This is a genomic window from Geothrix terrae, from assembly GCF_022808775.1.
In the GTDB taxonomy this organism is placed as follows: domain Bacteria; phylum Acidobacteriota; class Holophagae; order Holophagales; family Holophagaceae; genus Geothrix; species Geothrix terrae.
Genome location: NZ_JAKZLA010000005.1, coordinates 24,498 through 48,988, shown reverse-complemented (window position 1 = coordinate 48,988; position 24,491 = coordinate 24,498). Strand labels below are relative to the sequence as shown.

At 69.3% G+C, this 24,491-nt stretch carries 24 protein-coding genes; 15 read left to right on the top strand and 9 right to left on the bottom strand.

Going from position 1 to position 24,491, the window contains the following annotated elements:
- Nucleotides 1-7: 7 nt before the first annotated feature.
- The 5 genes from MLE42_RS10720 to MLE42_RS10700 are packed head-to-tail and all read right to left on the bottom strand — an operon-like array spanning nt 8 to nt 5,141.
- Nucleotides 8-1,543, bottom strand: coding sequence for a polyamine aminopropyltransferase (locus tag MLE42_RS10720; protein WP_243287881.1), 1,536 nt, complete (start codon nt 1,541-1,543; stop codon nt 8-10).
- A complete protein-coding gene (locus MLE42_RS10715; RefSeq protein WP_243287880.1) occupies nt 1,536-1,754 on the bottom strand; it encodes a DUF350 domain-containing protein in 219 nt (72 codons plus the stop codon). The genes MLE42_RS10720 and MLE42_RS10715 overlap by 8 nt, the downstream gene beginning before the upstream one ends.
- Nucleotides 1,754-1,933, bottom strand: coding sequence for a hypothetical protein (locus MLE42_RS10710; RefSeq protein WP_243287879.1), 180 nt, complete (start codon nt 1,931-1,933; stop codon nt 1,754-1,756). The genes MLE42_RS10715 and MLE42_RS10710 overlap by 1 nt, the downstream gene beginning before the upstream one ends.
- Complete coding sequence (locus tag MLE42_RS10705; protein ID WP_243287878.1) at nt 1,933-3,966, bottom strand: DUF4178 domain-containing protein; 2,034 nt, start codon at nt 3,964-3,966, stop codon at nt 1,933-1,935. The genes MLE42_RS10710 and MLE42_RS10705 overlap by 1 nt, the downstream gene beginning before the upstream one ends.
- Nucleotides 3,967-3,983: 17 nt before the next feature.
- Nucleotides 3,984-5,141 (bottom strand): pyridoxal phosphate-dependent aminotransferase, encoded by a 1,158-nt coding sequence (locus MLE42_RS10700; RefSeq protein WP_243287877.1) that lies wholly within the window; start codon nt 5,139-5,141, stop codon nt 3,984-3,986.
- A gap of 147 nt (nt 5,142-5,288) precedes the next feature.
- Here MLE42_RS10700 and elbB point away from each other — a divergent pair, with 147 nt between their 5' ends.
- Both elbB and MLE42_RS10690 read left to right on the top strand, forming a co-directional pair.
- Nucleotides 5,289-5,966 (top strand): isoprenoid biosynthesis glyoxalase ElbB, encoded by a 678-nt coding sequence (gene elbB / locus MLE42_RS10695; RefSeq protein WP_243287876.1) that lies wholly within the window; start codon nt 5,289-5,291, stop codon nt 5,964-5,966.
- A 16-nt stretch (nt 5,967-5,982) separates the two neighbouring features.
- Complete coding sequence (locus tag MLE42_RS10690; protein ID WP_243287875.1) at nt 5,983-7,239, top strand: acyl-CoA dehydrogenase family protein; 1,257 nt, start codon at nt 5,983-5,985, stop codon at nt 7,237-7,239.
- A gap of 30 nt (nt 7,240-7,269) precedes the next feature.
- On the opposite strand, the gene MLE42_RS10685 is transcribed toward MLE42_RS10690, so the two are convergent.
- On the bottom strand, nt 7,270-7,974 hold the full coding sequence (locus MLE42_RS10685) for a hypothetical protein (protein WP_243287874.1): 705 nt from the start codon (nt 7,972-7,974) through the stop codon (nt 7,270-7,272).
- A gap of 65 nt (nt 7,975-8,039) precedes the next feature.
- Here MLE42_RS10685 and MLE42_RS10680 point away from each other — a divergent pair, with 65 nt between their 5' ends.
- From MLE42_RS10680 to MLE42_RS10655, 6 genes are all read left to right on the top strand, one after another.
- A complete protein-coding gene (locus MLE42_RS10680; protein ID WP_243287873.1) occupies nt 8,040-8,693 on the top strand; it encodes a DUF2520 domain-containing protein in 654 nt (217 codons plus the stop codon).
- Nucleotides 8,694-8,715: 22 nt separating this feature from the next.
- The gene (locus tag MLE42_RS10675) at nt 8,716-9,564 is read left to right on the top strand and encodes an EamA family transporter (protein WP_243287872.1); all 849 of its coding nucleotides are present in this window, start codon (nt 8,716-8,718) and stop codon (nt 9,562-9,564) included.
- Nucleotides 9,561-10,157 (top strand): tRNA isopentenyl-2-thiomethyl-A-37 hydroxylase MiaE, encoded by a 597-nt coding sequence (gene miaE / locus MLE42_RS10670; RefSeq protein ID WP_243287871.1) that lies wholly within the window; start codon nt 9,561-9,563, stop codon nt 10,155-10,157. The genes MLE42_RS10675 and miaE overlap by 4 nt, the downstream gene beginning before the upstream one ends.
- Nucleotides 10,158-10,407: 250 nt before the next feature.
- Nucleotides 10,408-11,109 (top strand): TetR/AcrR family transcriptional regulator, encoded by a 702-nt coding sequence (locus tag MLE42_RS10665; RefSeq protein ID WP_243287870.1) that lies wholly within the window; start codon nt 10,408-10,410, stop codon nt 11,107-11,109.
- A 19-nt stretch (nt 11,110-11,128) separates the two neighbouring features.
- Nucleotides 11,129-12,928, top strand: a complete 1,800-nt coding sequence (locus MLE42_RS10660) for a M61 family metallopeptidase (protein ID WP_243287869.1) — start codon at nt 11,129-11,131, stop codon at nt 12,926-12,928.
- Complete coding sequence (locus MLE42_RS10655) at nt 12,925-13,596, top strand: glycosyltransferase family 2 protein (RefSeq protein WP_243287868.1); 672 nt, start codon at nt 12,925-12,927, stop codon at nt 13,594-13,596. The genes MLE42_RS10660 and MLE42_RS10655 overlap by 4 nt, the downstream gene beginning before the upstream one ends.
- Nucleotides 13,597-13,632: 36 nt before the next feature.
- Here MLE42_RS10655 and MLE42_RS10650 read toward each other — a convergent pair whose 3' ends face one another.
- On the bottom strand, nt 13,633-15,675 hold the full coding sequence (locus MLE42_RS10650; RefSeq protein WP_243287867.1) for a S1 family peptidase: 2,043 nt from the start codon (nt 15,673-15,675) through the stop codon (nt 13,633-13,635).
- Between the two features lie 169 nt (nt 15,676-15,844).
- On the opposite strand from MLE42_RS10650, the gene MLE42_RS10645 reads away from it, so the two are divergent.
- The 6 genes from MLE42_RS10645 to MLE42_RS10620 all read left to right on the top strand — a co-directional run bounded on the left by MLE42_RS10645 (nt 15,845) and on the right by MLE42_RS10620 (nt 20,932).
- A complete protein-coding gene (locus MLE42_RS10645) occupies nt 15,845-16,654 on the top strand; it encodes a ribonuclease HII (RefSeq protein WP_243287866.1) in 810 nt (269 codons plus the stop codon).
- Nucleotides 16,651-17,031 carry an NUDIX domain-containing protein gene (locus MLE42_RS10640; RefSeq protein ID WP_243287865.1) on the top strand — a complete coding sequence of 127 codons (381 nt, stop codon included), beginning with the start codon at nt 16,651-16,653 and terminating at the stop codon, nt 17,029-17,031. The genes MLE42_RS10645 and MLE42_RS10640 overlap by 4 nt, the downstream gene beginning before the upstream one ends.
- Before the next feature lie 37 nt (nt 17,032-17,068).
- Nucleotides 17,069-18,358 (top strand): LpqB family beta-propeller domain-containing protein, encoded by a 1,290-nt coding sequence (locus MLE42_RS10635; protein WP_243287864.1) that lies wholly within the window; start codon nt 17,069-17,071, stop codon nt 18,356-18,358.
- Nucleotides 18,359-18,424: 66 nt separating this feature from the next.
- The gene (pal, locus tag MLE42_RS10630) at nt 18,425-19,147 is read left to right on the top strand and encodes a peptidoglycan-associated lipoprotein Pal (protein ID WP_243287863.1); all 723 of its coding nucleotides are present in this window, start codon (nt 18,425-18,427) and stop codon (nt 19,145-19,147) included.
- Between the two features lie 74 nt (nt 19,148-19,221).
- Nucleotides 19,222-19,938, top strand: coding sequence for a tetratricopeptide repeat protein (locus tag MLE42_RS10625; protein WP_243287862.1), 717 nt, complete (start codon nt 19,222-19,224; stop codon nt 19,936-19,938).
- Nucleotides 19,939-19,942: 4 nt separating this feature from the next.
- Nucleotides 19,943-20,932, top strand: a complete 990-nt coding sequence (locus MLE42_RS10620; protein ID WP_243287861.1) for a GHMP family kinase ATP-binding protein — start codon at nt 19,943-19,945, stop codon at nt 20,930-20,932.
- Between the two features lie 21 nt (nt 20,933-20,953).
- On the opposite strand, the gene MLE42_RS10615 is transcribed toward MLE42_RS10620, so the two are convergent.
- On the bottom strand, nt 20,954-21,838 hold the full coding sequence (locus MLE42_RS10615) for an aldo/keto reductase (protein ID WP_243287860.1): 885 nt from the start codon (nt 21,836-21,838) through the stop codon (nt 20,954-20,956).
- A gap of 11 nt (nt 21,839-21,849) precedes the next feature.
- A complete protein-coding gene (locus MLE42_RS10610) occupies nt 21,850-22,944 on the bottom strand; it encodes an A/G-specific adenine glycosylase (RefSeq protein ID WP_243287859.1) in 1,095 nt (364 codons plus the stop codon).
- A 134-nt stretch (nt 22,945-23,078) separates the two neighbouring features.
- Here MLE42_RS10610 and MLE42_RS10605 point away from each other — a divergent pair, with 134 nt between their 5' ends.
- On the top strand, nt 23,079-24,488 hold the full coding sequence (locus MLE42_RS10605; RefSeq protein WP_243287858.1) for a Kelch repeat-containing protein: 1,410 nt from the start codon (nt 23,079-23,081) through the stop codon (nt 24,486-24,488).
- Nucleotides 24,489-24,491: the final 3 nt, after the last annotated feature.

Here is a 24,491-nt window from a genome sequence, read left to right as displayed (position 1 = left end):
TGGGGCCTCACGACCACCGCCGCCACTCCCGGGCGTAGAGGTGGACCAGCACCTGGTTGTCGAGGCGGTTCACCTCGGTCGGCACGCGGTCCATGTCCCTGGGGAAGGCGAACATGGCCGCCGTGGTCTCGTCGGACAGGTGGCGCAGGCCCGGCAGCACGTGCGTGGGGATGGCGAAATCGCGCCTGGAGGCCAGGGCGAAGCCCCAGACGCCGAAGGAGGGCACGGCCAGGTGGTAGGGATGCACCTTCAGGCCCGCGGCCTCCATGGTGGCGGCGATGCACCAGAAGGATTCCCGCGCCATGAGGGGCGAGGTGCTCTGCACGGCGATCATGGCGTCATCGGTGAGGCGACGCTGGAGCAGGCGGTAGAACCGGGAGGTGTAGAGCTTCCCCAGGGCGTAGGTGTTGGGGTCGGGGAAGTCCACCAGGGCCAGGTCGAAGGGTGGTCCCGAGGTCTCCTGGAGCCAGACCATGGCGTCGGCGTTGATCACCTTCACGCGGGGGTCCTCCAGGGAGGCCCCGTTGAGCTGGCGCACCATGGGCTGGAACCGGGCCATGTCGGTCATGGCGGGGTCCAGGTCCACCAGCACGATCTCCTGGACGGAGGGGTGCTTCAGCACCTCGCGCACGGCCAGGCCGTCGCCGCCACCGCAGATGAGCACCCGCTTCGCATCCGGCTTCACGCCGAAGGCGGGATGCACCAGGGCCTCGTGGTAGCGGTACTCGTCGGCGCTGGAGAACTGCAGGTTTCCGTTGAGGAAGAGCTGGAAGCTGCCCCGGCCCCGGGTGAGCACGATGCGCTGGTAGGGGCTGTCCCGGGCGTAGACGATCTCGTCGGCGAAGACCTCCTCCTCCAGCACCAGCGTGAATTTTCCGGCGAACGCCAGGCCCACCGCCAGCAGGGCCATGACCGCCAGGCAGCGCAGGCGGATCAGCCGCGTGGGCCCCAGCTGCGTGGCCAGCAGGTAGGTGCACCAGAGGCCCACGGTGGCGTTCAGCAGGCCAAAGAACAGGCTGGTGCGCACCAGACCAAGCTTGGGCATGAAGAGCAGGGGGAAGAGGATCGAGGCGAACAGCGCGCCCATGTAGTCGAGGGTGAGCACGCCCGCGATGAGATCCTTGAAGCGCACCTGGTTCTTGAGGATGCGCATGAGGATGGGGATCTCCAAGCCCACCAGTGTGCCTACGACCATCACCACGCCGTAGAGCACCACCCGGAAGGCGTGGGTGTGGGCGAAGGCCTGGAAGAGGATGGGCGCGGAGAAGCCGCCCACCAGGGCCACGCCCAGCTCCAGGTCCACGAAGCGCCGCGCCAGCCCCCGCTGGATGAACTTCGAGAGATAGGACCCCAGCCCCATGGCGCTGAGGTACACCCCGATCACCGTGGAGAACTGCATGACCGAGTCGCCCAGCAGGTAGCTCGACAGGGTGCCGGCCACCAGCTCGTAGATCAGCCCGCAGCTGGCGATGAGAAGCACGCTGATGAACAGCAGCGGCGCCTTGAGCGTCGGTGCGGGTGCCTCTGGTCCAGATTCACCCATGGATCGCGGCGGCGATGATGAGGCTGATGCCCAGGATGAGGCTGCCGAGGACGATGCCCAGGGCCACGTTCTGGTCGTCCTCCATCTCCTTGCGGAGGGAGAAGGGCAGGACCTTCACGAGGATGAGCCAGACCACGCCGAGGATGACGAGGCCGAGGACGGAGAAGATGGCGGCGACGAGGAGCTGGTGGAGCAGTTGGTCCGTGATCATCACTTACCCCCGTGGAATCCGTTGTTGTGCAGGAAGGTGCGATAGGCGCCGGGCGTCTGGCGCACGCTGGGCGGCAGGTCGGCGCGGCGGCGGTTCCCGAAGAATTCGCGGCCGAAGAAGCCGTTGGCCACCATGAGGCTGAACCCGCCGCCGAGGAAGAGCAGGTAGAGGATCCGCATCAGTCGTCACTCCCGGAAGCGCCCGCGTTCGGCGCGTACATGCTCTCCTGCCAGCGCCGGCTCTCGAAGGCGACCAGGCGGAACACCATGAACAGGGGCACGAGCAGGATGGCCAGCAGGGCCAGGCCCGGGTAGAGCCAGCGCATGACCCCCTGGCGCAGTCTCACATCGATCAGCCGGACGGGCGGTACCTTCCCGTCCCACTGGGGCGCGAGACGCAGTACGTAGCTTCCCGGCGGCACGGCGCTGAGGAACACCGTGTCGGTGCGGCCGCCTTCGGACCAGGACTCGCCGCCATCCACACCGTGGTACCAGCTCGATTCCACCAGGAAGAGCTCCGCCACGCCCGTGGTCTCGCTCACCAGGGCCCCCTCCACGCCCACCCAGCTGTTGCTCACTGGGGCGTTGAGGGTGACCGCCAGGTTCTGGTGGCCGTCCTTGATCTCGATGGGATCCGAGAAGAACACCGGCTCCTGGGGTTCCGCCGGGGCCACGGGAGCCGCTGGAACCGCCGGGGTCGGCGGCCTGCGCACGGGGATGCCCGGGCGGGCTGCGCCGGGGGCCTCGGTCTGGATGCGGGCCAGGTCGTACAGGTCCAGTTGCCGGTGGAACAGCTCCGTGTTGCGGTGCGTGATGGATTCCGCCATCACGAGCAGCAGCAGCAGGCCCAGGGCACCCACCAGCCAGAGGGCTGATTTCGTGAGGGCGACCTTGTGGGGGTTGGGCTGGAAGGACGCGATGCCGATGGGTTCCGGCGGGGCGCCCGGCAGCTTGAAGGCGGACCAGACCTCCGTCGGCGCGAGGTAGGTGGAGAGGCTCCAGTTCACCTCGCCGCCTCCGCCCTTGTGGGCCTGGCGTTCGCGGGTGAGGCTCTGGGGCGGGGCCACGAACTCGGTCACCTCCACCCGCTCGCCCTGCTCCACCTGCCAGTAGAACTCGCCCCACACGCCTTCGACGATCGCTTCGACATCCTGGAAGCGCCGCCAGTTGCGTCCCTGGGCCGAGAGGTTCTTCTGGCCATCGCGGGCCTGGGGGATCTCGCCGGGCGCCACCGCCACGGCCAGGCTCCAGTGGCCCTCGCTCTGCACCAGCCACTGGAAGCCGTGGCGGCTGTCCAGCAGCAGGTACTCGTTCCAGGGATAGGCCGTGCCCTCGATGGTGCAGCTCCGGCGCAGCTGGCCGATGCAGGTGACCGGCTCGCCGCGCAGGTTGCCCTCGGCACCCAGTGGGATGACCACATCTTGGCGGGGCTGCTGCAGGCTCTTGAGGAAGGCGAGCTTTCCGTTTTCAGCCGATAGCAGGCTGCCACAGCTGGGGCAGCCCACCCGCTGGGTCTGGTCCGGAGCCCGCAGGGCCAGGGCGCCGCCGCACTTGGGGCAGTTGAGGGCCTGCGTGCCCGCCTTGGGCGGCTTCCGCGTGCCGCCCTGGATGCCCAGCTCCGCCAGCGACACCTCGCGGCCCAGGAAGAAGAGGGGCGGCTCTTCGCCGTAGTCCAGGGTGGCGAAAGCGCCGTTGCGACCCGAGAGGTCGGCGTAGCGGTAGGTGGCGCCCGGCTCCACGGCCCAGGGAATCTCGCCTTCGGCGCTGTGGAAGGCGGCCTCGCTCACTTCGTCCACGGTCCAGAGCCCATCGGGCCCCAGATCCGCCAGGCCGCCCGGTTGCAGGTCGGCCGGAGCGGGCAGGGTTCCGTGGGGCGTCTGGGTGAAGGTGAGGTAGAAGCGGCCCTGGGCCTCCGCCAGCCAGCCCCAGCGGCCATCATCGAGAGCCAGGTACCACTCGTCCCACACGCCGCCCAGGGGGTGCTTCAGCTGCACCCGGCCCGCCAGGGTGAACGAGCGCCCCGCATGGCGCCCGGTGGCGCCCAGGCCCAGGGGCGAACCCGTGTCCACCAGGTCGGCCACCTTGCCGATCAGCTCAGGGTTGCGATCGCGCCGGGCCGCCAGGGCCTTGCAGTAGGAACAGACGGCCACCATGGTCCCGGGCCGGAAGCTCAGGGGGGCACCGCAGCTGGGGCAGGAGGCGAGGGGGCTCATGGGGATGGCCGATTATGTCAGAGGATCGGAAGAATCCGGTTGAGGCCTTCCCGGAAGTTCGTTTCCGGAGTGAGCAGGCTCAGCACCAGGTGGCCGTCCCCCGGCAGGTCGAAGAAGGAACCCGGGTGCGTGAGCACCTCTGCCTGCTCGAGCAGGCGCAGGGCACAGGCCTCATCCGCGTCCACGGCAGGGCGGCGCAGCAGGACGGACCAGCCGCCCTCCACGGGCAGCCGGGTGAGGTGGGGGTACCCGGCGAGCGCGGCATCCAGGGTTGCGAGGTTGACAGAGAGCCGCGCGCGCACCTGGGAGCGGACCGCGGGTGCCAGGGCCAGGAGGGCGGGGGCCGCGGCTTGGACCGGGGCGGAGACGGACAGGTATTGGTCCGCCAGGAAGGCCAGAGCCTCCAGGTGCGCCTCGGCACCAGCGCCGCGCACGGCGATCCAGCCCAGCTTGAGCTGCGGGAGGGCCGCCACCTTGCTGAGGCCTGACAGCATGAAGACCGGGCAGGGCGGCGCCGCATCCTCCAGGGCCGTGGGGAGCCGGTCCGCTGGAGCTTCCAGGGCGTAGTCCGCGAAGACCTCATCCACCAGCAGGGCCAGGCCCCGGCGGGCACAGAGGGCCGTGAGACCGTCCCACTCGGCCCTGGACAGGAAGTGTCCCGTGGGATTGTTGGGGTTCACCACCACTACCGCCCGGGTGCGGGGGCCCGCCGCGCCCTCCATGGCGCCCAGGTCGAGGTGCCAGCGGTCATGGAAGTAGGAGGGCACGGGCCGGGCGTGCAGGCCTTCCAGGCGCGCCAGCCACTCGAAGAGCGGGTAGCTGGGGCTGGGCACCAGGATCTCGTCGCCGGGATCGCCCAGCAGCTTGAAGAGCAGGCTGTAGCCCTCGCTGGTGGAGGCTGTGAGCAGCAGGTCCTCCGCCCGCAGGCCGTGATCGTGGTGGGTCGCCACGGCCTCCCGGGCGGCCCGGGAACCCATCGGATCGGGATCGTAGGCCAGCACCGCGGGCGTGGACAGCGCCGAGCGGATCTCCGCCTCGGGATAGGTGAACCCGCAGCGGGTGGGGTTCGACACCGTGAGATCCAGGACCTCCCGGCCCTCCCGCCGCAGGCGGACCAGCATCGCCGACAGGGCGTTGGGCTCGAAACCATGCGGGAGGCGCGAGGAAAGGTGCATGGGGCTAGGTTAATCGAACCGCTGGCTCACCGCGGAGAACGCTGAGAACGCGGAGGAAGGAATGTTTTTCCTCTGCGCTCTCCACGTTCTCTGCGGTTGGCGGTTTGTCTTTCGCGGGATAATCGACCCACCCATCAGGAGGCTCCCATGGCGAAGACCCCCAAGGTCGCGGTGCTGCTGGCCGGTTGCGGCCATTTGGACGGCGCGGAGGTGCGCGAGGCGGTGCTCACGCTGCTGGCCCTGGATCAGCACGGGGCGGCCTTCCAGTGCATCGCGCCCAACGCGGACCAGCACCACGTCATCAACCACGTCACGGGCCAGCCCGTGCCCGGCGCCACCCGCAACATCCTGGAGGAGTCCAGCCGCATCGCCCGGGTGGGCCAGTGCCTGGACTTGGCTCAGGCCAAGGCCACCGACTACGACGCCCTGGTGATGCCTGGCGGGTACGGTGTCGCCAAGAACCACTGCAGCTTTGCCTTCAAGGGCGCCGAAGCCGACGTGCGGCCCGATGTGGCCGCCTTCGTGCGGGCCTTCTTCGACGCGAAGAAACCCGTGGGCGCCATCTGCATCGCCCCGGCCCTGGTGGCCCTGGCGCTCTCCGGCCGGGCTTCCGCCGACCTAACTCTGGGCAATGACGAGGGCTGCGCCGCGGCCGTGAACAAGCTGGGCCAGCACCACAAGGACACGCCCGATTCGCGGGAGATCGTCATCGACGAGGCCTGCAAGCTCGTCACCACACCGGCCTACATGTTCGATGACGCCCGGCTGTCGGATGTCTGGGTCGGCATCGAGCGCTGCGTGGCCGAGGTGCTGAAGCGCTGCTGAAAGGGCCGGAGGCGCCATGACCACCTTCCTGGACGAACTGCTGGACGAGCGGGCCCGAGGGCTCCGGGAGGAGGTCCGGGCCTTCGTCAAGGCCGTACCCCGGGATCTCCTGCTGGACATGGACGCGGAGCGGGTGCGGTATCCCATGGATTTCCTCGTGGATGCCGGACGACGGCGGCTTCTGGGGCTGCGCTTCCCCGAGGCCTACGGGGGCCGCGCGCTGCCCTGGACCGCCGAGCTGGCCGCCCTGGAGGAGGTCGGGGTCCTGGGCACCTCCCTCGGGTGTCTCTACTCGCTGGTGTCCATCGTGGGGGAGGCGCTGGTCCACTTCGGAACGGAGGAACAGCGGCGCCGCTACCTGGCGCCCATGATCGCGGGGCGGCTGGCGCCCGCGGAGGCCCTGACGGAGCCCCGGGGCGGGTCGGACTTCTTCGGAGCCGCCACCTGCGCCGTCCGGGATGGGGACGCCTTCCTCCTCGAGGGCCAGAAGCGGTTCGTGGTGGGCGCCGAGGGGGCGGACGTTTTCCTGGTCTACGCCCGCACCTCGGAGGACGGCGACCCCCGGCGGTCCATCACGGCCTTCCTCGTCGACCGGGGCGAGGGCGTGACCGTGGAGCACGTCTATGGCCTGATGGGCACCCGGGGCGGCGGCACCGGCCGCCTCCGGTTCCGGAACTGCCGGGTGCCCGTGTCCCAGGTCCTCGGAGGCGAAGCGGGCATCGGCCAGGGGGCCGCGGTCTTCGACCAGATGATGATCCCCGAGCGCATGACCAGCGCGGGCGGCGCCCTGGGCATGGCCCGCGCCGGCCTCGAGATCGCCGCGCGCTACGCGGCGAAGCGCAAGGCCTTCGGCCAGGAGATCCGGCGCTTCGAGGGCGTCTCCTTCAAGATCGCCGAGTCCCTCACGCAGCTCGAGGCGGCCCGCGCCCTGTGCCGGGAGACGGGCCGCGCCATCGACCACGGCGGCCTCGCCCCGGGGCGCGTCCGCCGCATGGTGTCCGAGTCCAAGAAGTTCGCCACGGACACCGCGTGGACCGTGGTGAACCACGCCATGCAGGTGATGGGCGGCATCGGCTACACCAATGTCTACCCGCTGGAGCGCCTCCTCCGCGACATCCGCCTCATCCTCATCTGGACAGGAACCAACGAGATCATGGACCTCGTCATCCAGCACGAGTTCTGCCGCGAGTTCCTCAAAGCGCCCCGGCCCGGCCGCGACCTGGAGGCCGACGCGGAGAACGCCGACGCCCCCGAGGAGAAGGTCTTCGAGTGATCAACCTCTCCGGAGGCCCTTCTTGCGCCTTCAGCCCTCCGGTTCCCTCCTCGGGTGCACCATCCGGCGCAGGGCGGGCGTCAGGATCCGGCTGGCGGCGAGGATGCGGGCCTCCTCGTCCAGGGCCCTGATCCAGGGGGCGGCGTGTCCGAGGGCTAGGCCGGATTCCGGCAGACCCAGGCTGCGGTCCAAAGCACGCAATACCTGGTCCGCCACGGGGCCGGCCTCGCGCCAGCGCGAGGTGGCCAGGGCATCGGCCTGGGCGGGGCGCAGGGGTGGCTGGATGAGGGCCACCAGGGCCTCCAGGCCCAGCTTGGGGTTCTGCAGGAAAGCGGCGAGTACGCCTCCGTCGGGGGCCCGCCACACCAGGGCCCACAAGGGCCGCGGGGCGTGCAGGGCCAGGCTGCGGCGCTCGCCGGTGGTCATGGCCGCCCACTGCTGCTGGAGCTTTTCGATGGCCTGTTGGCGCGCCTGGGGGTGGGCCGCCGCATCCACCGCCACCGCCGCCAGGGCCCTCCAGGGCAGGCGCACCATGAGCGAGGCGCGCAGGTGGGCCGTCGCCTTCGGGTGTTGGGCGATCCACCGGAGGAGCAGGGGACGCTTCTTCAGCTCAGGAAGGTCCGCCGCCGCCTCCAGCCATCCCCGGGGCGGCTCCGGATGCCGAAGCATCCGCAGGAACCGCGGCCAGGGCAGCTCGGGCGGCAGGGCCCAGGGGGCGGGTGAGGGGCGCGGCATGGAAACAGTCTAGAGAGACTGAAGACTGAAGACCGAGGACTGAAGACAGAGGACTGGAGACCGATTTGCGCCACACTATCTCCATGACTCCCGAGTTCACCATCCTGGGCCGGGGCCGTGCCGGCCGCGCGCTGGCAGCGGCCTGGGGGCCGCGGGCGGGGCTGCTGGATCACGGCGCCCGGCCGGGGGGCCTGGTGCTCCTGGCGGTGCCGGACCGGGCGGTGGCTGAGTTGGCCCAGGCCTTCCCCGGGCGTTGCGTGCACCTGGCGGGAAGCCTGCATCTGCCTGACGTGCCCTGTGCTCATCCGCTCACCAGCTTCGACGGGCAGGCCCGGGACTGGAAGGGCACGCCCCTGGCCATCACGGGCGCGGTGCCGGACGGCCTTCGGAGGGCTTTCGGGGATCTGGGGTTCGCGGCCTTCGACCTGCCCGCGGAGCTGAAGCCCCTCTACCACGCGGCGGCGGTGCTCACCTCGGGCCATGCAGCCTCCCTGTGGCTGGGAGCCGAGGCCCTGCTGCGCGCCCGCGGCGTGGCGCTGCCTGGGCGGGGCCTGCTTCCCCTGGCGGAGGCCACGCTGCGCAACGTGGCCTCCCTCGGGGCCGCGGGGCGCACGGGCCCGTTCGTGCGCGGCGACGAGGGCACCATCGGCCGGGATGCCGAAGCCCTGCCGGAGCCCTGGCGGGAGATCTTCCTGAAACTGGGGCGAAGCCTCGACTGAACTGAATCCGCCCCGGAGCTCCATGTCCCTGTTGATGATCGTCTCGATGCTCTGGGCCCTCTCCTTCGGTCTCACGGCTCAGGTGAGCGGGCTCGGGGCGCCCTTCGTGACGGCCATGCGGACCCTCCTGGCGGCCCTGGTGTTCCTCCCCTTCCTGGATTCCAGGGGCCTCACGCGAAGGCAGGTCCTGGCCTTCGCCGGCATCGGCGCCCTCCAGTTCGGCCTGATGTACCTGCTCTACATCGCATCCTTCCACTGGCTGCGCTCCTCCGAGGTGGCGCTCTTCACCATCTTCACGCCCCTCTTCGTGACCCTGGTGAGCGACCTGCTGGACGGCCGCATGTCGTGGATGTTCCTCCTCACGGCCGCCCTGGCGGTGCTGGGGACTGGCATCTGCGTGTGGTCGGGACTGGGGCGGCGCGGGATCCTCCTGGGCTTCCTGCTCATGCAGGCCGCGAACCTCTGCTTCGCCCTGGGACAGGTGCTCTACCGGCGCCTGGCGCCCGCGTCGGGCAAGCGGGACCGCGACCTCATGGGCCTGCTCTACCTTGGGGCTTCCGTGGTGGCCGTGGCCATGGCCGCGCCTTCCATCCCCTGGGCCCGGATCTCCGCCATGGGCCTGCGCCAATGGGCGGTGCTGGTCTACCTCGGCGCCGTGGCGTCGGGCCTGGGTTTCTTTCTCTTCAACGCCGGGGCCCGGCGGACGGACATCGGTACCCTGGCCATCTTCAACAACATGAAAATCCCCCTGGCCATCCTGGCCTCGGGCCTGGTGTTCCGTGAAGCCGTGGACTGGCCGAGACTGGCTGCCGGTGGCGCGGTGATCGCCTGCGCCCTGGGCTTGAACAGCTTCACTGGAGCAAGGCCATGAACGCCTTCACGCCACCCCTGGCCCTCCGGGCCGAGACTCCCCCCGAATGGGCCGAGGCCGCTCTGGCGGACCCCGAAGCCCTGCTGTCCGACCACGCCCACTGCGAGAAGAAGGCGGCCCTCACCGCTCTGAACCTGGCCCGCCACCTGGGCGACATGGCCCGGGCCGCCGCCTTGCTGGAGCGGCTGGCGGAGGAGGAGCTGGATCACTACCGGCGCGTGCTGGAGGGGCTTCAGGGTTTCGGCTGGACCCTGCGTCCCGACCGGGGGAACCCCTACGCTCAGGCGCTCCATCGGTCGGCCTCCAAGGGGCTGCTGGACCAGCTGCTCATCGCCGCCCTCATCGAGGCCCGCAGTTGCGAGCGACTCTGGCTGCTGGAGCGCGCAGCGGTGGGCCATCTCGCCCTGGGATCCACGGGCTGGCTGGCCTTCCTGCTGGAGCTGGAACGGTGCGAGGCCGGCCACGCCCAGGCCTACCGGAGCCTGGCGGAGGAGCGGTTCGGCCGGGAGGCCACTCAGCAGCGGTTGGACTGGTGGCTGGACCGGGAAGCGGAGGCGATCCGGACCCAGCCCTGGAGATCTGCCGTCCATTAGGGCCTGTTTTCAAAGTTGGGCGTGGCCGCGCAAGGGGCGCCGCCCCTTGCCCTTCGGGACGCTGCCCAGCCGCACCCCTGGCTGCGTTGCCGGCCTCGAACGATGTCCCGCATCGCCCTTCGGCCGCCGCCTTGCCATGAGCGCGGCTGGGCAGCGTCGCGGCGGCGTCCCACTTTGAAAACAGGCCCTAAGGTCTCTTAACCAGAAGTAGGCTCAACCGTGGCAGACTGGACTACCTCCGAGGCAGCCTATGTCCACAGTTCCCGACCACGGTCTCAAAGAGATGGTGCCGGTCTTCGGGCCCGACGCCCTCGGGGCCCAGGCCGGCGTGAGCTTCCACCACGCGCTGGCGCGGCTCAGTGAGGGCGGCGACCTCAAGGCCCGTCTGCTGCTCTCGGCGCTTTCCCATTTCGCCGCCAAGGGCTACGACGGCGTGCAGGTGAAAGAGGTAGCTGAGGAGGCGGGTGTCTCCAAGCCCACCCTCTACTACCACTTCGGCAGCAAGGAGGGCCTCTTCCGGCAGCTCTGCCTCGTGTCCCTCTCGGCCATGGCTGTGCGCATCCAGAGGCTGGTCGAGCCGTTCCTGGCGTCGCCCATCCGGGGGGCCAAAGCCATCGACGAGGCCGCCGTGAAGCTCGCCCAGGCCTATCTGGATCTGCTGCTGGAGAGCCAGGAGTTCACCGGGTTCATCCTTCGCTCCATCGCCGTGCCCTCGCCGGATTCCGGGTTCCGGGACCTCATGCCCCTGGTGGAGAAGGGGCTGGCCCCGCTGGGCCTCTTCATGAACCATGTGTTCGGCACGAGCCTGGAGCAGGCGCGCAAAGAAGTGCTGCTGTTCACGTCCCTGGTGGGCGCCCTCATCGAAGAGAAGCTCCGCGATCCGCAGTACCAGATCACCGGAGATGAAGTGAGGTGGGTGGCCAGGCGCTGGCTGCACGGCGTCCAGGGCTGACATTCGAGGGAAGGGCACCATGGCCAAGCTCGCCCCCATCAGGGCCACCCTCCGTCCGCTGGACCTGCCCCAGCATCTCTTCGAGGTAGAGCTGGTGGTTCCCGCCGAAGCCCTGGCCTCAGGCGCGGTGGCCGCGCTGCCGGCCTGGACGCCCGGTTCTTACCTGGTGCGGGATTACGCCCGGTTCGTGGACCGCGTGCGGATTCTGGAGGGCCGCCGGGAACGGTCCCTGGAGAAGCTCGACAAACAGCGCTGGCGGTTGCCGGCGTCCAAGCGGGATCTCGTCCTCCGCTACCGTGTGTACGGCAACGACCTCACGGTGCGGACCAATCATGTGGACGCCGCCCACGCGCAGATCATCCCCGCCGCCACCTTCCTCTACCTGGAGGATCAGCTGGACCGGCCCGTGGAGGTCCGCTTCGAGGGCTTCCCCGGCGACTGGAAGGTGGCTTCCGCTCTGCCGCAGAAGCAGGGCGCCTGCCTGGCGAAGGATTTCGACACCCTCGTGGATTCGCCCTTCGAGCTGGGCGCTTTCCGGACTCGCAGCTTCAAGACAGGCGGCACGGCCTTCGAGCTGGTGTTCACCGGGTCGCACAATGGCGATGAAGGCCGCATGGCCGAGGCCACGCGGAAGATCGTGGAGGCCGCGGGCGCCATCTTCGGTGGCTTCCCCTTCAAGCGGTATGTCTTCTTCTTCGCCTTCACGCCCAAGCTGCGCGGCGGCCTCGAGCACAGGGACTGCACCAGCCTCATCGCCGACAGCCACGCCTTCGATAAGCCCGAGGGCTATTTCGCCCTCTACCAGCTCGTGGCCCACGAGTTCTTCCACGCCTGGAACGTGAAGCGGCTCCACGATCCAGCCCTGGGACCTTTCGACTACAGCCGGGAGAACCCCACGAAGATGCTCTGGTTCCACGAGGGGCTCACCTCGTACATGGAGCATGTGATCGTGTCGCGGGCCGGCGTGGTGCCCTGGGGCCACACCTCGAAGGAGCTGGCCAAGTGCTGGAGCGAGCAGGTGCAGCGCCCGGGCCGCCTGGAGCAGAGTCTGGAGGAGTCCAGCTGGGATGCCTGGATCCGCTTCTACAAGCAGCATGAGTTCAGCCCCAACAGCTCGGTCAGCTACTACGACAAGGGCGAGATGGTGGCCTGGCTCATGGACGCCGCCCTCCGGGAAGGCAGCCATGGGAAGGCGGGCCTGACGGACCTCTTCGCCCTGCTTTGGACGCGCCATGGCGAGACCGGCCTCACGGACGCGGATGTGCGCCAGGCCTTCCAGAAACTCTCCGGAAAGGACCCGGGGCCCTTCTGGGACGCCTACATCTCTGGCCGTGCGGAGCTGGATCCCGCGCCCCTTCGCCGCGCCTTCGGCCTGGCGATGGAAGCCAGGGCGCCCTGGGAATCCCTCGGCCCCGAAGAGGCCAGGGATCCGGCTGCCCAGCGACGGGCCCGATCCTGGACAGGCCTGGTGCTGGCCTCCAACGGGCCCACCATCCAGAACGTGATTCCCGGCAGCCCAGCCGCCAGGGCAGGCCTCAGCTACGGCATGGAGATCCTGGCGGTGGACGGCTGGCGCACCACGACCGCCGCCGAGGCGCAGCGGTATCTCGCGGACTCGGGGCCCGGCGGAAGGGTCGCGGTCCTGGTGGCGGACCGGGGCCGGGTGCTGGCGGTGGATGTGCCGGTGATCGAGAGCCCGGACCGCTCCCACCGGCTGACAGCGGACCCCCGGGCCGGCACCGCGCAGCGGACCGCGTTCTCCCTGTCCTATGGCCAGGCCTTCCCCTCCGCGCCGGTGAAGCGGAGCGGGCGCCGGTGAGGCTCGCCGCGATCCTCGCCGCCCACGACGAGGCGGATCACATCGGAGCGGTGCTGGAGGGCCTGAAGCCGTTCGGCCTCCATCGCGTGCTGGTGGTGGATGACGGCTCTTCAGACTGCACCGGGTCCGTGGCCGCCGCCCATGGCGCCGAGGTGCTGCGCCTGGAGCCGGGGCAGGGCGGGGGCAAGGGACAGGCCCTGCGGGCCGGGATCGCCCGCCTGCGCCCCGACACCTTTGACTTCTACCTGTTTCTGGACGCGGACGGCCAGCACGACCCGGCCGACCTCCAGCGATTCCTGGAGCACCTCGCTGCCCACCCGGACGCCGACTTCCTCATCGGCTCGCGGCTCCTGGACCGGGCGATGATCCCGGTCAAGCGCTGGCGCACCAACGCCCTGGGCACCTGGACGCTGGGCCGCATCGCCGGCGTCACCTGGGAGGACAGCCAGAGCGGCTTCCGCATGATCCGCAAGAAGGTGCTGGACCGCCTGGAGCTGAAGTCCCGCGGCTTCGCCATCGAGATGGAGATCGCGATGAAGGCGGCCGACTGGAAGCTGCGATGGGCCCACGTGCCCATCCGGGCCATCTACCAGCCGGGGCCGGTGAGGAGCCACTTCAGAGGGGTGATGGATACTTGGTTAATTGCCTGGGAATCCCTGAAGTGCTGAACGGGCGCCGACCCTCTCGGGCCGGCGCCAGGCAGATCACTTGGCGGCGTTGTGTGCCGCTGGGGCGTGCGCCTGAACCACCTGGGCCTCGGAGGTGCCGGTCACGGGGGTGATGGCGCGAAGCAGGGCCTGGAGGCGGGCCTGCATCTCCTTGTCGTCCACCTTGCCCACCCGGGCCAGGTAGAGGGTGAACAGATCGGGGCTGTCCGCGTTCGTCGTGCCGGCCTTCAGGAAGGCGGGATGCACCGCGGCGATGCGGCTGGCGCCCTCCTCTTCGAAGGTGCGCCGGGTGTAGGGATGTCGCTGCTTGGCGATCTCCTTCCAGCTCTTCTGCTCGCCATCCGGCATGTTCGGCGTGGGGTGGAGATGCTTCAGCAGGACGAAGTAGTTGTCTTCTTCGTCTTCGGAGATACTCACGCGGCGGAGGTCCCAGACCACGTCCCCGCCCTTCCGGGAGAAGCCCATGTTCAGGATGAGGAAGGCCTTCGGGGAGAGATCGACCTGGCTGGAATCAAGGTCGAGCCTTGTCCAGAGCGCCTGCAGGCGGAGGTGCTTGCCCTCCTTGAAGTCGAAGGTCATGTCCTTCAGGGCCGAAGGCAGGCGGTCCCGGTGCTTCAGGTACTCCACCCAGTCCCGCAGCTCGCCGGCGTAGGGGATGTAGGTGTAGTCGAGGAACTTGGGAAGGTCGTAGAGCCACGGCATGAGGCTGGACGAGTCCACGAACTTGACGGCCATGACCACGCCGCCGGGAATCAGGGTGGTGTAGGTCAGGACGGAACCATCATCGTAGGGCGTGAACCAGATGGCCTGCTGCCAGGGACGCCCGAGGCGGTCCACATGGGGCTGAACCTGGTAGGGATCTCCGAAGGACGTGACTCGGATGTCCTGTCCGCCCACGGTGCGGGTCACCCGGGCGCCCTTCAGCAGCAGGTCCATGGCGGTCCTGGGCTTGGCCAGGAGGTCGCCGACGGCCACGTCGTCCGGATGCCGGAGCAAGAAGAGGTAGACATTGTTGGCCTGGGCATAGAGGAGACGGCCATTCTTCGGGAGATCGTTCTTCTTGTATTCCAGGCCCGAGATCGTCCACATCTTGGTGGTCGTGTCGCGGAAGATCACCTCGGGCTTGCCGCTGGTGGGAATGTCCCCGATGGCCGCTTCGCTGGCCTCGCCCTCGGGGAACAGCTCTCCCCGGAGGCTCGCGAACAGGGCATCCATGGACTGGATGTAGAAGGTCTTCTCCTGGACGGCGATCTCCTGCTTGAGCTCAGGGTACGGGCGCGGCAGCGGGAGATTGAACACCCGTTCGAGCGCCTTCGATTTCTCGGGGAAGAGAGAGAAGCTGAAGGTCACCTTGTTGAAGAAGGCGGCCATGTCGGGTTTCATGGCCTTCAGCTCTGCGGTGGGCAGGGAATAGCAGATGTTGTCTTTCTTCCCGAGGACCACGCCCACCACCCGCCCCTGGGGGTCCACCAGCGGACCGCCGGAGTTGCCCGGATTCACGCCGGCGCTGCTCTTCAGCAGGTTCCAGGCGCCGCTCATGGGTTCGGGAAGGGTCCCGATCACCTCGCCGGGGCGGATCACGAGGCCCTCTCCGTAGGCGTTCCCCACGGTGAAGACCGGCTCGTTCTCGCGGAAACCGGGGCGCAGTTCCAGCCACCGGTCGAAGGTGCGCCCCTTGACCGAGAAGCGGATCACGTCCCGCTGCTCGTCCAGGGCCAGGATGCGGTCCACTTCCCAGACCTTCTGCTTGGCGTCGCGGATATAGCAGGTGGTGTAGCCCTTGGAGGCGTGGATGGACCGGAACACGTGGTGGGCCGTCACCAGCTCGTTCTTCGAGACGGCGAAGGCGGTTCCGATGGAGATGTAGGGATCGTTGCGGAGGTTGAAAGGGACCAGGTCCCAGGGGAGGTCCTTCTCATAGGACACGGGATCCTTGGCGGGGTCGGGGCGGGCGACCACCACCTCGAAGCTGGCCTCGGTGACGCGGGCCTTCACGGCCGGGGCCAGAGCGGTCTCCTGGCCCAGGAGGGCGGAGGCGGCCAGCAGGCATGGGAGCAGCAGAGGGGTCAGCAGTCGCATGGATCTTCCTTCGTCTGGCTGGGACCTGGGTCCATCCGTGAGGGGGGGATGGCTCGAGTGTATTCGAAAAAAGGAGCGCGTCCCGTGGACTTGGGGTCCATTCCCTTCGGGGGTACCTTGGTCGCATGGCGATGGAATCTTTTGATCCGCAGGCGCGGGGCTGGGCCCCATGAACCCCCTGGACTGGGACCTGGGCAACGTGCCGCCGGGGGTGCCGTGGGGCGGCGTGGACGAGGCGGGCCGGGGGGCCTGGGCCGGCCCGGTGGTGGCCGCCTGCGCGGTGCTGGACGCGGACACGGTGCGACGCTGGGGGCATGTGCTGAGGGGCGTGCGGGACAGCAAGCAGCTGAGCCCCGAGAAGCGCGAGGCCATGGCGACGGAGCTGAAGTCCGTCCTCCCCGCCTATGGCATCGCCGAGATGGACTCGATGGCGATCGATCGGGAGAACATCCTCGAGGCCACCATGATGGCCATGCGGCAGGCGGCGAAGGACCTCTCCCCCCGTCCCCGCATCCTGTTCGTGGACGGCAACCGCGCCCCCGGAACAGGCCTGCTGGAGCGCCTGGTGGTGGATGGGGATGCCATCAGCTGCGCCGTCGGGGCCGCGAGCATCCTGGCCAAGGCCCACCGGGACGCGCTCATGATCGCCATGGAGGAGCTGCACCCCGGGTACGGATTCGGCCAGCACAAGGGCTACGGGACGGCCCTTCACCGGGCCCGGATCGCCGAGTTGGGCGTCTCTCCGATCCACCGCATCAGCTATGCGCCGGTCGCCGCCTTGCAGCAGGTGGATGAAGGCGTCCGCGAGGCCCTGCGCCACAGCCTGGATGCCTGCGCCTCGGTGGCGGAGTTGCAGGCCTGGGTGCAGATGGACCTTCGGCCCGCCTATGGCCGGCTGAAGCTCGTGTGGGTGGAAACACTCCGCCGCCGGTACGCGGATCGGCTGGCCCGGTTCGCCAGCGAAGAAGGCCTCGAATGACCGAGGTGGCCCTGGCCGCGATCCAGTCCGGTGGGCGCTGGTTCCTCCAGCGCCGGGGGCTCTCGAATCCCGTGATGCCGGGGCTGTGGGAATTCCCGGGGGGGAAGGTGGAGGCCTCTGAGAGTCCCCTCGATGCGCTTCGCCGGGAGCTCATGGAAGAGGTCGGCATGAAGCTCGATGCAGCCACCGCACTGCCGACGCTGGAGGGGCCCGTGCGTCTCCATCCGTTCGTGATCCATGGGGTGGGAGCTCCCCGGACCGAGCTGGCCTGGGGGTGGTTCACCCTGGAGGAGATGGCGCGCCTACCCATCCCGCCGGCCAACGGCGAGCTCATCCGCCGCCTCAAGGGCGTCCCATCTCCGGATGCCGCGGATTGATCTGATAGGCTGGACTCTCCCCAGGCCCGGAGCTGCCATGCCTCGATTCTTCATTCGGACCTTCCTGTGCGCCCTGGTCGCGCTGACCGCGCTGGCGCTTCAGGCCCAGCAGACCGAAGTGGTGTTGAGCGCATCAAGCAGCGCGAAGCTGGTGCTGGGGATGACCCCGCCGAAGGCCTCCGGCATCGAGGACAGCCTGGTCGCCACGGAATTCACGGCCGTGCTCAAGCGCGATCTCGATGAGACCGGGGTGTTCGCGGTGCTGCAGGAGCGGCTGCCCGCCGATGGCGCCCCGGTGAAGGCCTGGAAGGAGGCGGGCGCCCAGTGGCTGCTGAATGTCCGTCTCACGAAGGGGGCGGCGGGGGACCTGCAGCTCGAAGCCTCCGCGCTCGACACTGGCGCGGAGAAGGCCGTGTTCACCAAGCCCTACAAAGCGGATCGCATGGTTCCCTTGCGGCGCATGGCCCATGCGCTGGCCGATGACCTTGTGGCCCGCTTGACGGGCGAGCGCGGCGTGGCCTCCAGCCGGGTGGTGTTCGTCCGCCAGACGGCGCCGGGGGTGAAGGAGCTGTTCCAGATCGATCGTGACGGCGCGAACCTGGTGCAGCTCACGCGCCACGGCAGCCTCACGCTGTCGCCCACGGTGGCGGCCGATGGCCGGCTGGCCTATGTGACCTACAAGGGCGGGGCTCCCGAGATCTGGGGGCAGCGCCGCCGCGATGGCGCCCATGAGAAGCTCTATCCGGCGACCGGCTCCGGCGCCATGGTCTCCTCGCCGGCCTGGTCCCCGGATGGCCGCCGCCTGGCCTTCGTCCAGGGCGATCGGCGCGGCAACAGCGACATCATGGTGCTGGATCTGGACACCGGACGCGCACGGCGTCTGACCGATGGTAATGGCATCAATACTGAACCAAGCTGGAATCCCAACGGCACACAGATCGCGTTCACCTCTGACCGCGAGGGCGGCCCGCAGGTGTTCCTCATGCAGGACGATGGCTCCAACCTCCGCCGCCTGACCGGTGAAGGACTGTACAACGCCAGCCCGGCCTGGAGCCCCAACGGCGCCATGATCGCGTATGTCTCGCGATTCGAGGGCAAGTTCGATCTTTTTATCTATAAATTGGGGGAAGGAAAGGCCTATCAGATCACCACCGGCGTGAGCACTTCCGAATCGCCGGCCTGGTCCCCCGATGAGCGCCGGCTTGTGTTCACCAGCAATCGCTTCGGCTCCATGCAGATCTTCACAACGGATCTGTCCGGCCGCCAGGTGGTGCGGATGACGGAACTTGCAGGTTGCCAGAGTCCCAAGTGGACTAGGGCGCGTTAAAAAATAAATCGCATTTACCTGAGTACTGTCCATCTATACTCAGGCTCATCCAGGAGGAACAACCCCATGAGATACGGAACCTACCTCGTCCCTGCTGCCATCGTGCTCACGCTCGGCAGCCTCGCCTGCAAGCCTCCCAAGACCGCGGAGGAGATCAAGGCCGAGACCCAGGCGGCATTCAACGAGGGGTACCAGGCGTTCAAGGATGGCAAGGCCCGCGACACCAACCCCTATGTGAACGCGAAGGACGCCAAGGAGAACCAGCACAAGGTGACGGGCTGGTACGAGGGTTGGGACAAGGCCAAGGCCGACAAGGACGCCGCTGACAAGGCCGCCGCCGAGAAGGCCGCCGCCGACGAAGCCGCCCGCAAGGCCGCCGCCGAGAAGGCCGCCGCCGAGGAAGCCGCCCGCAAGGCCGCCGAGGCCGAGAAGGCCGCCGCCTTCCAGAAGGCTGCCGAAGCCGCGCTCAAGACCATCCACTTCGACTTCGACAAGTCGGACATCAAGGAGAACGATCGCGCGCTGCTCCAGGGCATCGCCGACTTCATGAAGGCCTACCCCGCCGCCAAGGTCGAGATCGAAGGCCACTGCGACGAGCGTGGCACCAACGAGTACAACCTGGCCCTCGGCAACCGCCGCGCCGCCGCCGCCCTGGCCTACCTGAAGACCCTGGGCGTGGACGAGGCCCGCTTCACCACCATCAGCTATGGCAAGGAGAAGCCCCTCTGCACCGAGGCCAAGGAAGCCTGCTGGAGCCAGAACCGCCGCGGCGAGTTCAAGCTCAAGTAGTCGTTCCGAAGGACGTGAAGCGGGGGCCTCGGCCCCCGCTTTTCGTTTAGGATGAAGAAAGTCCCGGAGTCCCCATGAGCGCCCGCGCGATGCTGTTCCCCGTCCTGGCCGCGATCCTCGCCGTTGGCTGCAGTTCCGAAGACCAGCTCCGCCGCGTGGAGCAGGAGGTCGGCGACCTCAAGCTCGAGGTCTTCAAGCTGCGCCAGCAGGTCGAAGACGGCAACAAGCGCGCCGAGGCCGAGCAGAAGGCCGCCCAGGAAGCCCGCGGCCAGGACCGCCGTTTCCAGGCCGATCTGCAGGAGAGCTTGCGCCAGGTTCAGGACACCACGCGGGTGCTGAACAACCGCCTGAACAGCATGCCCCGCGGAACGGCGGCGCGCCCCGCGTCCCCGGAGGCCCAGCCTGCGCAGGTATCCGATGAGGAGCGGGCCTTCAATGCGGCGGTGCTGGACTACAACCGTGGCAACTATCCCCTGGCCGCCGAAGGCTTCAACCTCTTCCTGAAGAACCACCCCCAGAGCGTGAAGCGTCCCGATGCCCTGTTCTTCCTCGGCCTCTCCCACTACAACCTGAGGGCCTACGACAAGGCTCAGCAGGCGTTTGAACGGATCATCAAGGATCATGCGGCCTCCGCCCAATTCCTGCCCGCCAAGCTCAAGCGGGCCCAGTGCCTCCTCAAGCAGGGCCTGAAGCCGGCGGCCGTGAAGGCCTTCCGCGAGCTGGTGGACGGGTTCTCCGGCAGCGCCGAAGCCCGCACGGCCCAGCAGGAGCTGAGCGACCTGGGGCTCTGAGCGCATGAGCGTCGAAAGCTGGCGGGTTCCCGTCCGCATTGATTTCGCGGGCGGCACCCTGGACCTCTGGCCCATCTACGCCATGATGGGCGGCTGTCTCACCGTGAACGCCGCCGTGGACCTGTGGGTCGAGCTGGAGGTGAGGCGGGGCGGGGCCGGCCACCGGATCACCAGCCGGGACCTGGGGATCAATCTTGCCTTTGGCGCCTGGCCGACGGAACCGCCGGAGGGCCTGTCCTGGGTGTGGCGGGTGCTGGACGCCTCAGGCGCCCCACCCACGGCCCTGTCCATCCACAGCCCCGTGCCGCAGGGTTCGGGCCTGGGGGTGTCCTCCTGCCTCGGCGTGGGCCTGCTGGGCTGCGCCATCGGCGAGGAAGCCGGTGAAAGTCTGGCCCGCAAAGTGCCGATTTTAAGGGACCTGGAGAGTCGAGAGCTTCAGACCCCGGCGGGCTGGCAGGACTACTACCCGGCGGCCCTGGGCGGGGCGCTGGCCCTGCACTGGGAGGGCCCGGAACCGCGCTGGGAGCGCCTGGAGCCCCATCCCGGCCTGCTGGCGGACCTGGTGGTGTTCTACACCGGCAGGCCCCACCACTCGGGCCTCACGAACTGGGAAGCCTACAAGCGCTTCATCGAGGGCGACCGGCAGACTCGCCAGGCCCTGTCCGAGATCCGGGCCATCGCCTGCGACATGGCTGCGGCGCTGCCCTCGGATCCCTCCGCGGTGGCCGCCCTGCTGGAGCGCGAGGGGCAGGCCCGGGTGAGGCTCTCCCCGGCCGTGGAGACGGACGCCATGCAGGCCGTGCGCGACCGGGGCCGCCGCGAAGGCTGGTACGCGGGCATGAAGCCCTGCGGCGCCGGCGGGGGCGGATGCTGCCTGCTGGTGGTGAAGGATGGCATGCGGGAAACCGCGGAAGCCGCCCTGAGAGACATGGGCCTGCCCCCCCTGGACCTGCGGATCACGCCGCAGGGGCTGCACCGGGTTCAGGCCTCCTGACCTGGATCGGAGGCCCGGACTTCAGATCTGGCCGTCCCATCCCTCGTCGCAGGCGGTGAAGGCGGCCCGGATGGCGGCCACCTGATCCGCCGGAAGGGGCCCGTTCTCGAGAACACGGAGGTTGGCCTTCAGGTGCTCCAGCTTGGTGGTGCCGACGATGCAGCTGGACACGCCTTCGTGGAAGGCGGCAAAGCGCAGGGCCAGCTCCGGCCAGTCCAGGTCCCCGGGATCAAGGCCCATGGCCTTCAGGCGTGTCCAGTAGACTTCGCAGTATTCCCCCGCCGGACGTTCGGCCCAGAGCCATGGGGCATTGGCCAGTGGGCGTTTCGCGATGAGGCCCAGGCCCTGCGCCCGGGTGACGGGAAGGGTGTCGCCCAGTGCCCTCTGGTCGCAGAGGTTGAGCGAGCACTGCACCCCATCGAAGCGGCCGGAGGCCAGGGCGAAGGCCAGGGCCTCGTTCTCGCCTGAATAGGCCGTGGCCCGGATCTTCCCGGCGGCCTTGGCCTGCTCGAGGGCCTCGATGACGCCGCCCTGGGCGAGGATCTCCCGGGGGCAGGAGTGCAGGTGCACGATGTCGAGATGGTCCGTGCGCAGGACCTTCAGGGCCCGGTCCACGCCCGCGGCCACGCAGGCATGGGTCCAGTCCTCCAGCCCTTCGACGCCGTACCCCACCTTGGTGGAGAGGATGAATTTGCCACGCCGTGCGGCCAGGTGCCGCCCGATGCGTTCTTCCGAAAGCCCGTAGCCCCGGGCGGTGTCCACCAGGGTGACGCCCGCATCCAGCAGGCCGTGGAGGAAGGCGCCGCAGGCCCCTTCGCTGAAGGCCGGATCGCCGATGTGGCCGGCGCCGAAGCCCAGGAGACTCACAGCCATGCCGGTGGAGCCATAGGGGCGCAGGATCGGCATGGGGTTTCCTCCTAGGCCTTGGACAGGTTCTCGATCAGCAGGGTGGGATCCGGCGCCTCCAGGGGCGCCTGGCCGGGGATGGCCAGCAGGTCCCGCAGGCGCTGATCCCGCTTCCCGAGGGGAAGGCGGGAGAGGTCGCCCACGGGGACCCAGCGCAGACCCTCCGCCGCCTCGAAGCGTGCTTCAAGGCGCAGGTACAGTGGGCTCACGGCCTCGCGGCGATGGGTATAGACCTGGGTCCAGCCGGGCCATGCGATGAGCGCCGATGCCGCCGAAGCGGCGCTGCCCGCTGGGGTCGCCTCCGCATCGAGCGTTGGCCAGCGCCATAGGCCGGCCAGGAGGCCACTGGCGGCAGGGGCATGGAGCAGCATGTGGCCCTCGGCTTCCATGGCCACCAGCCAGAGGGCCGAGGCTTTCGGTGCCGGCCGCTTCGCCACGTGCGGGATCTCCGCAGTGCGGCCGGCCAGGCGGGCGCCGCAGGCCTCCGCCAGGGGGCAGGATCCGCAGGCGGGGGCGGGCGCGCAGACCGTGGCTCCCAGCTCCATGAGGGCCTGGGTCAGGCGCGAGGGGCCATGGGCCGCGAGGGCAGGGGCAAGCCAGGCGCGCAGGTCCCCGGCCCGGGTCTTGGGATCGCCTTCGATCAGCAGCAGCCGGGCCAGGACCCGGAAGGCATTGCCATCCAGGGCCGGGACGGGCCACTGGAAGGCGATGGATCCCACGGCGGCGGCGGTGTAGGGCCCCAGGCCCGGGAGGCCCGCCAGACCCTCCAGGTTGCCGGGCCAGCCCTCGGCGGCGATGCGGCCCGCGGCGGCCTTGAGGAAGCGCGCCCGGCGGTAGTAGCCGAGCCCCTCCCAGGCCTTGTGGACCGCATCCTCGTCGGCCTCCTCCAGGGAGGCGGCCGTGGGGAACCGCTCCATCCAACGCGTGAAGTAGGGGATCACCGTGGCCACCTGGGTCTGCTGGAGCATCAGCTCGGACACCAGCACCGCATAGGGATCCGGATGGGGGCCGTCAAGGTCTCCGGCCCGCCAGGGCAGGTCCCGCCGCGCGGCCTCGAACCAGGGAGCCAGGGGGGCGAGAAGGGTGGGGGCGGGGGGCCAGGACATACCCAGACCCTACCATTCCGGGGCCTGGCCATTCGGGCGGCCCACCGGCGGGGCGGGATCTTTCCAGGTGCGAATTTGGGGGTTTTCGGAAGACCGACTCCGTTTTAGAATCATTCTTTTTTCACGGATGACCGATGAAAACCATGATCAGCACGTCCCGTTCGGCACTGGTGCTCCTCGGCCTGGGGCTGGCACCCTTCTGGGCCTGCGGCGGAGGGGGCTCCAGCTCCGGCAGCGTCGAAACCCCGGCCCCCTCTAAGCTGAAGCTCCTTCCCGCCACCGGCGACATCAAGGTGGGTGGCGCCCTGCAGGTGTGGGCGGAGGACGCCCAGGGCCATGCGGTCCCGGCGGCCTTCTCGGTGGTGGAGCCCCAGGGGGGCACGGTGGACGCCAGCGGCCGCTACCAGGCGCCGTTCACGGCCGGGACCTACCACCTCCGGGCCACGAGCAGCCAGGTCCCCGGGGCCGTCGCCGAGGTGCCCGTGAAGGTCTCCGCCTACCTGGTCACCCTCACACCGGCCGCCTCGGCCCAGTTCACCCGCTCGGACCACAGCGCCACCCTGCTGCCGGACGGCAGCGTGCTGCTGGCGGGCGGGATGGAGTCCAGCCAGCTCGAGCGGTACCTGCCCGCGTCGGGCACCTTCGTGCCGGCAGGCGACCTCGGAACCAAGCGCTGGGCCCATCAGGCTTCGGTCCTCCCCGGCGGCGGCGTGCTGCTGACGGGGGGTGTTTACGGCACGAGCGCCCTGTCCACCGCCCAGGTCTACGAGGCCGGAACCGGCCCGCGCACAGTGGGGACCCTGACGGCCACCCGGATGCTCCATGCGGCGGCGGAGCTGGCGGACGGGCGCGTCCTGCTGGCAGGCGGGCTGCCCGCCACGGGCTCGGATGTCTATGCCACGTCGACCTCGGAGATCTTCGACCCTGCCACGGGCGCGTTCACGACGTCGGGATCCATGGCCTCGCCCCGGACCGGCCACACGGCGACCTGCCTCCCGGACGGGAAGGTCCTCATCGCCGGCGGGCGGAACAGCACCTGCTGGTACGGATGCCCGGAGCTGATCTGGGCCTCTGCCGAGCTCTACGACCCTGCCACCGGCACGTTCACGCCGACCGGGAGGATGACCCAAGCCAGGTACGGACACACGGCAACCCCGCTTCCGGATGGCCGCATCCTGATCGCCGGAGGCACCACGCCGGACCTGCCGAACACGGATGTGTCCTCCTCCCTGGAGATCTACGATCCCGCCACGGGGACCTTCGCTGCCGCAGGGACCATGCTCCGGCCCCGGAGCCACCATACGGCCACCCTCCTCACGGATGGGCGGATCCTCCTGGCCCACGGGCGGACCCAGGGCGAGGGCTCTATCGCGTCGGCCACGCTGGAAGTGTTCGATCCCCTCCTGGCCAAGAGCACCCTGCTGACCTCCGACCTGACCACCCGCTACCGCCACACGGCGACGCGGCTGCTGTCGGGGGACGTGCTCCTGGCCGGCGGCACCGAGGGCGGCGGCGGCATCAAGCTGGTGGAGATCTTCCGGTAGCGC

Coding starts and splice junctions, on each gene's coding strand:
- MLE42_RS10625 (WP_243287862.1), top strand. CDS start 19,222: ATGAGCGCCCGCGCGATGCTGTTCCCCGTCCTGGCCGCGATCCTCGCC.
- MLE42_RS10705 (WP_243287878.1), bottom strand. CDS start 3,966: ATGAGCCCCCTCGCCTCCTGCCCCAGCTGCGGTGCCCCCCTGAGCTTC.
- MLE42_RS10715 (WP_243287880.1), bottom strand. CDS start 1,754: ATGATCACGGACCAACTGCTCCACCAGCTCCTCGTCGCCGCCATCTTC.
- MLE42_RS10620 (WP_243287861.1), top strand. CDS start 19,943: ATGAGCGTCGAAAGCTGGCGGGTTCCCGTCCGCATTGATTTCGCGGGC.
- MLE42_RS10690 (WP_243287875.1), top strand. CDS start 5,983: ATGACCACCTTCCTGGACGAACTGCTGGACGAGCGGGCCCGAGGGCTC.
- MLE42_RS10610 (WP_243287859.1), bottom strand. CDS start 22,944: ATGTCCTGGCCCCCCGCCCCCACCCTTCTCGCCCCCCTGGCTCCCTGG.
- MLE42_RS10650 (WP_243287867.1), bottom strand. CDS start 15,675: ATGCGACTGCTGACCCCTCTGCTGCTCCCATGCCTGCTGGCCGCCTCC.
- elbB (WP_243287876.1), top strand. CDS start 5,289: ATGGCGAAGACCCCCAAGGTCGCGGTGCTGCTGGCCGGTTGCGGCCAT.
- MLE42_RS10700 (WP_243287877.1), bottom strand. CDS start 5,141: ATGCACCTTTCCTCGCGCCTCCCGCATGGTTTCGAGCCCAACGCCCTG.
- MLE42_RS10635 (WP_243287864.1), top strand. CDS start 17,069: ATGCCTCGATTCTTCATTCGGACCTTCCTGTGCGCCCTGGTCGCGCTG.
- miaE (WP_243287871.1), top strand. CDS start 9,561: ATGAACGCCTTCACGCCACCCCTGGCCCTCCGGGCCGAGACTCCCCCC.
- MLE42_RS10720 (WP_243287881.1), bottom strand. CDS start 1,543: ATGGGTGAATCTGGACCAGAGGCACCCGCACCGACGCTCAAGGCGCCG.
- MLE42_RS10675 (WP_243287872.1), top strand. CDS start 8,716: ATGTCCCTGTTGATGATCGTCTCGATGCTCTGGGCCCTCTCCTTCGGT.
- pal (WP_243287863.1), top strand. CDS start 18,425: ATGAGATACGGAACCTACCTCGTCCCTGCTGCCATCGTGCTCACGCTC.
- MLE42_RS10615 (WP_243287860.1), bottom strand. CDS start 21,838: ATGCCGATCCTGCGCCCCTATGGCTCCACCGGCATGGCTGTGAGTCTC.
- MLE42_RS10605 (WP_243287858.1), top strand. CDS start 23,079: ATGAAAACCATGATCAGCACGTCCCGTTCGGCACTGGTGCTCCTCGGC.
- MLE42_RS10710 (WP_243287879.1), bottom strand. CDS start 1,933: ATGCGGATCCTCTACCTGCTCTTCCTCGGCGGCGGGTTCAGCCTCATG.
- MLE42_RS10640 (WP_243287865.1), top strand. CDS start 16,651: ATGACCGAGGTGGCCCTGGCCGCGATCCAGTCCGGTGGGCGCTGGTTC.
- MLE42_RS10685 (WP_243287874.1), bottom strand. CDS start 7,974: ATGCCGCGCCCCTCACCCGCCCCCTGGGCCCTGCCGCCCGAGCTGCCC.
- MLE42_RS10660 (WP_243287869.1), top strand. CDS start 11,129: ATGGCCAAGCTCGCCCCCATCAGGGCCACCCTCCGTCCGCTGGACCTG.
- MLE42_RS10665 (WP_243287870.1), top strand. CDS start 10,408: ATGTCCACAGTTCCCGACCACGGTCTCAAAGAGATGGTGCCGGTCTTC.
- MLE42_RS10645 (WP_243287866.1), top strand. CDS start 15,845: ATGAACCCCCTGGACTGGGACCTGGGCAACGTGCCGCCGGGGGTGCCG.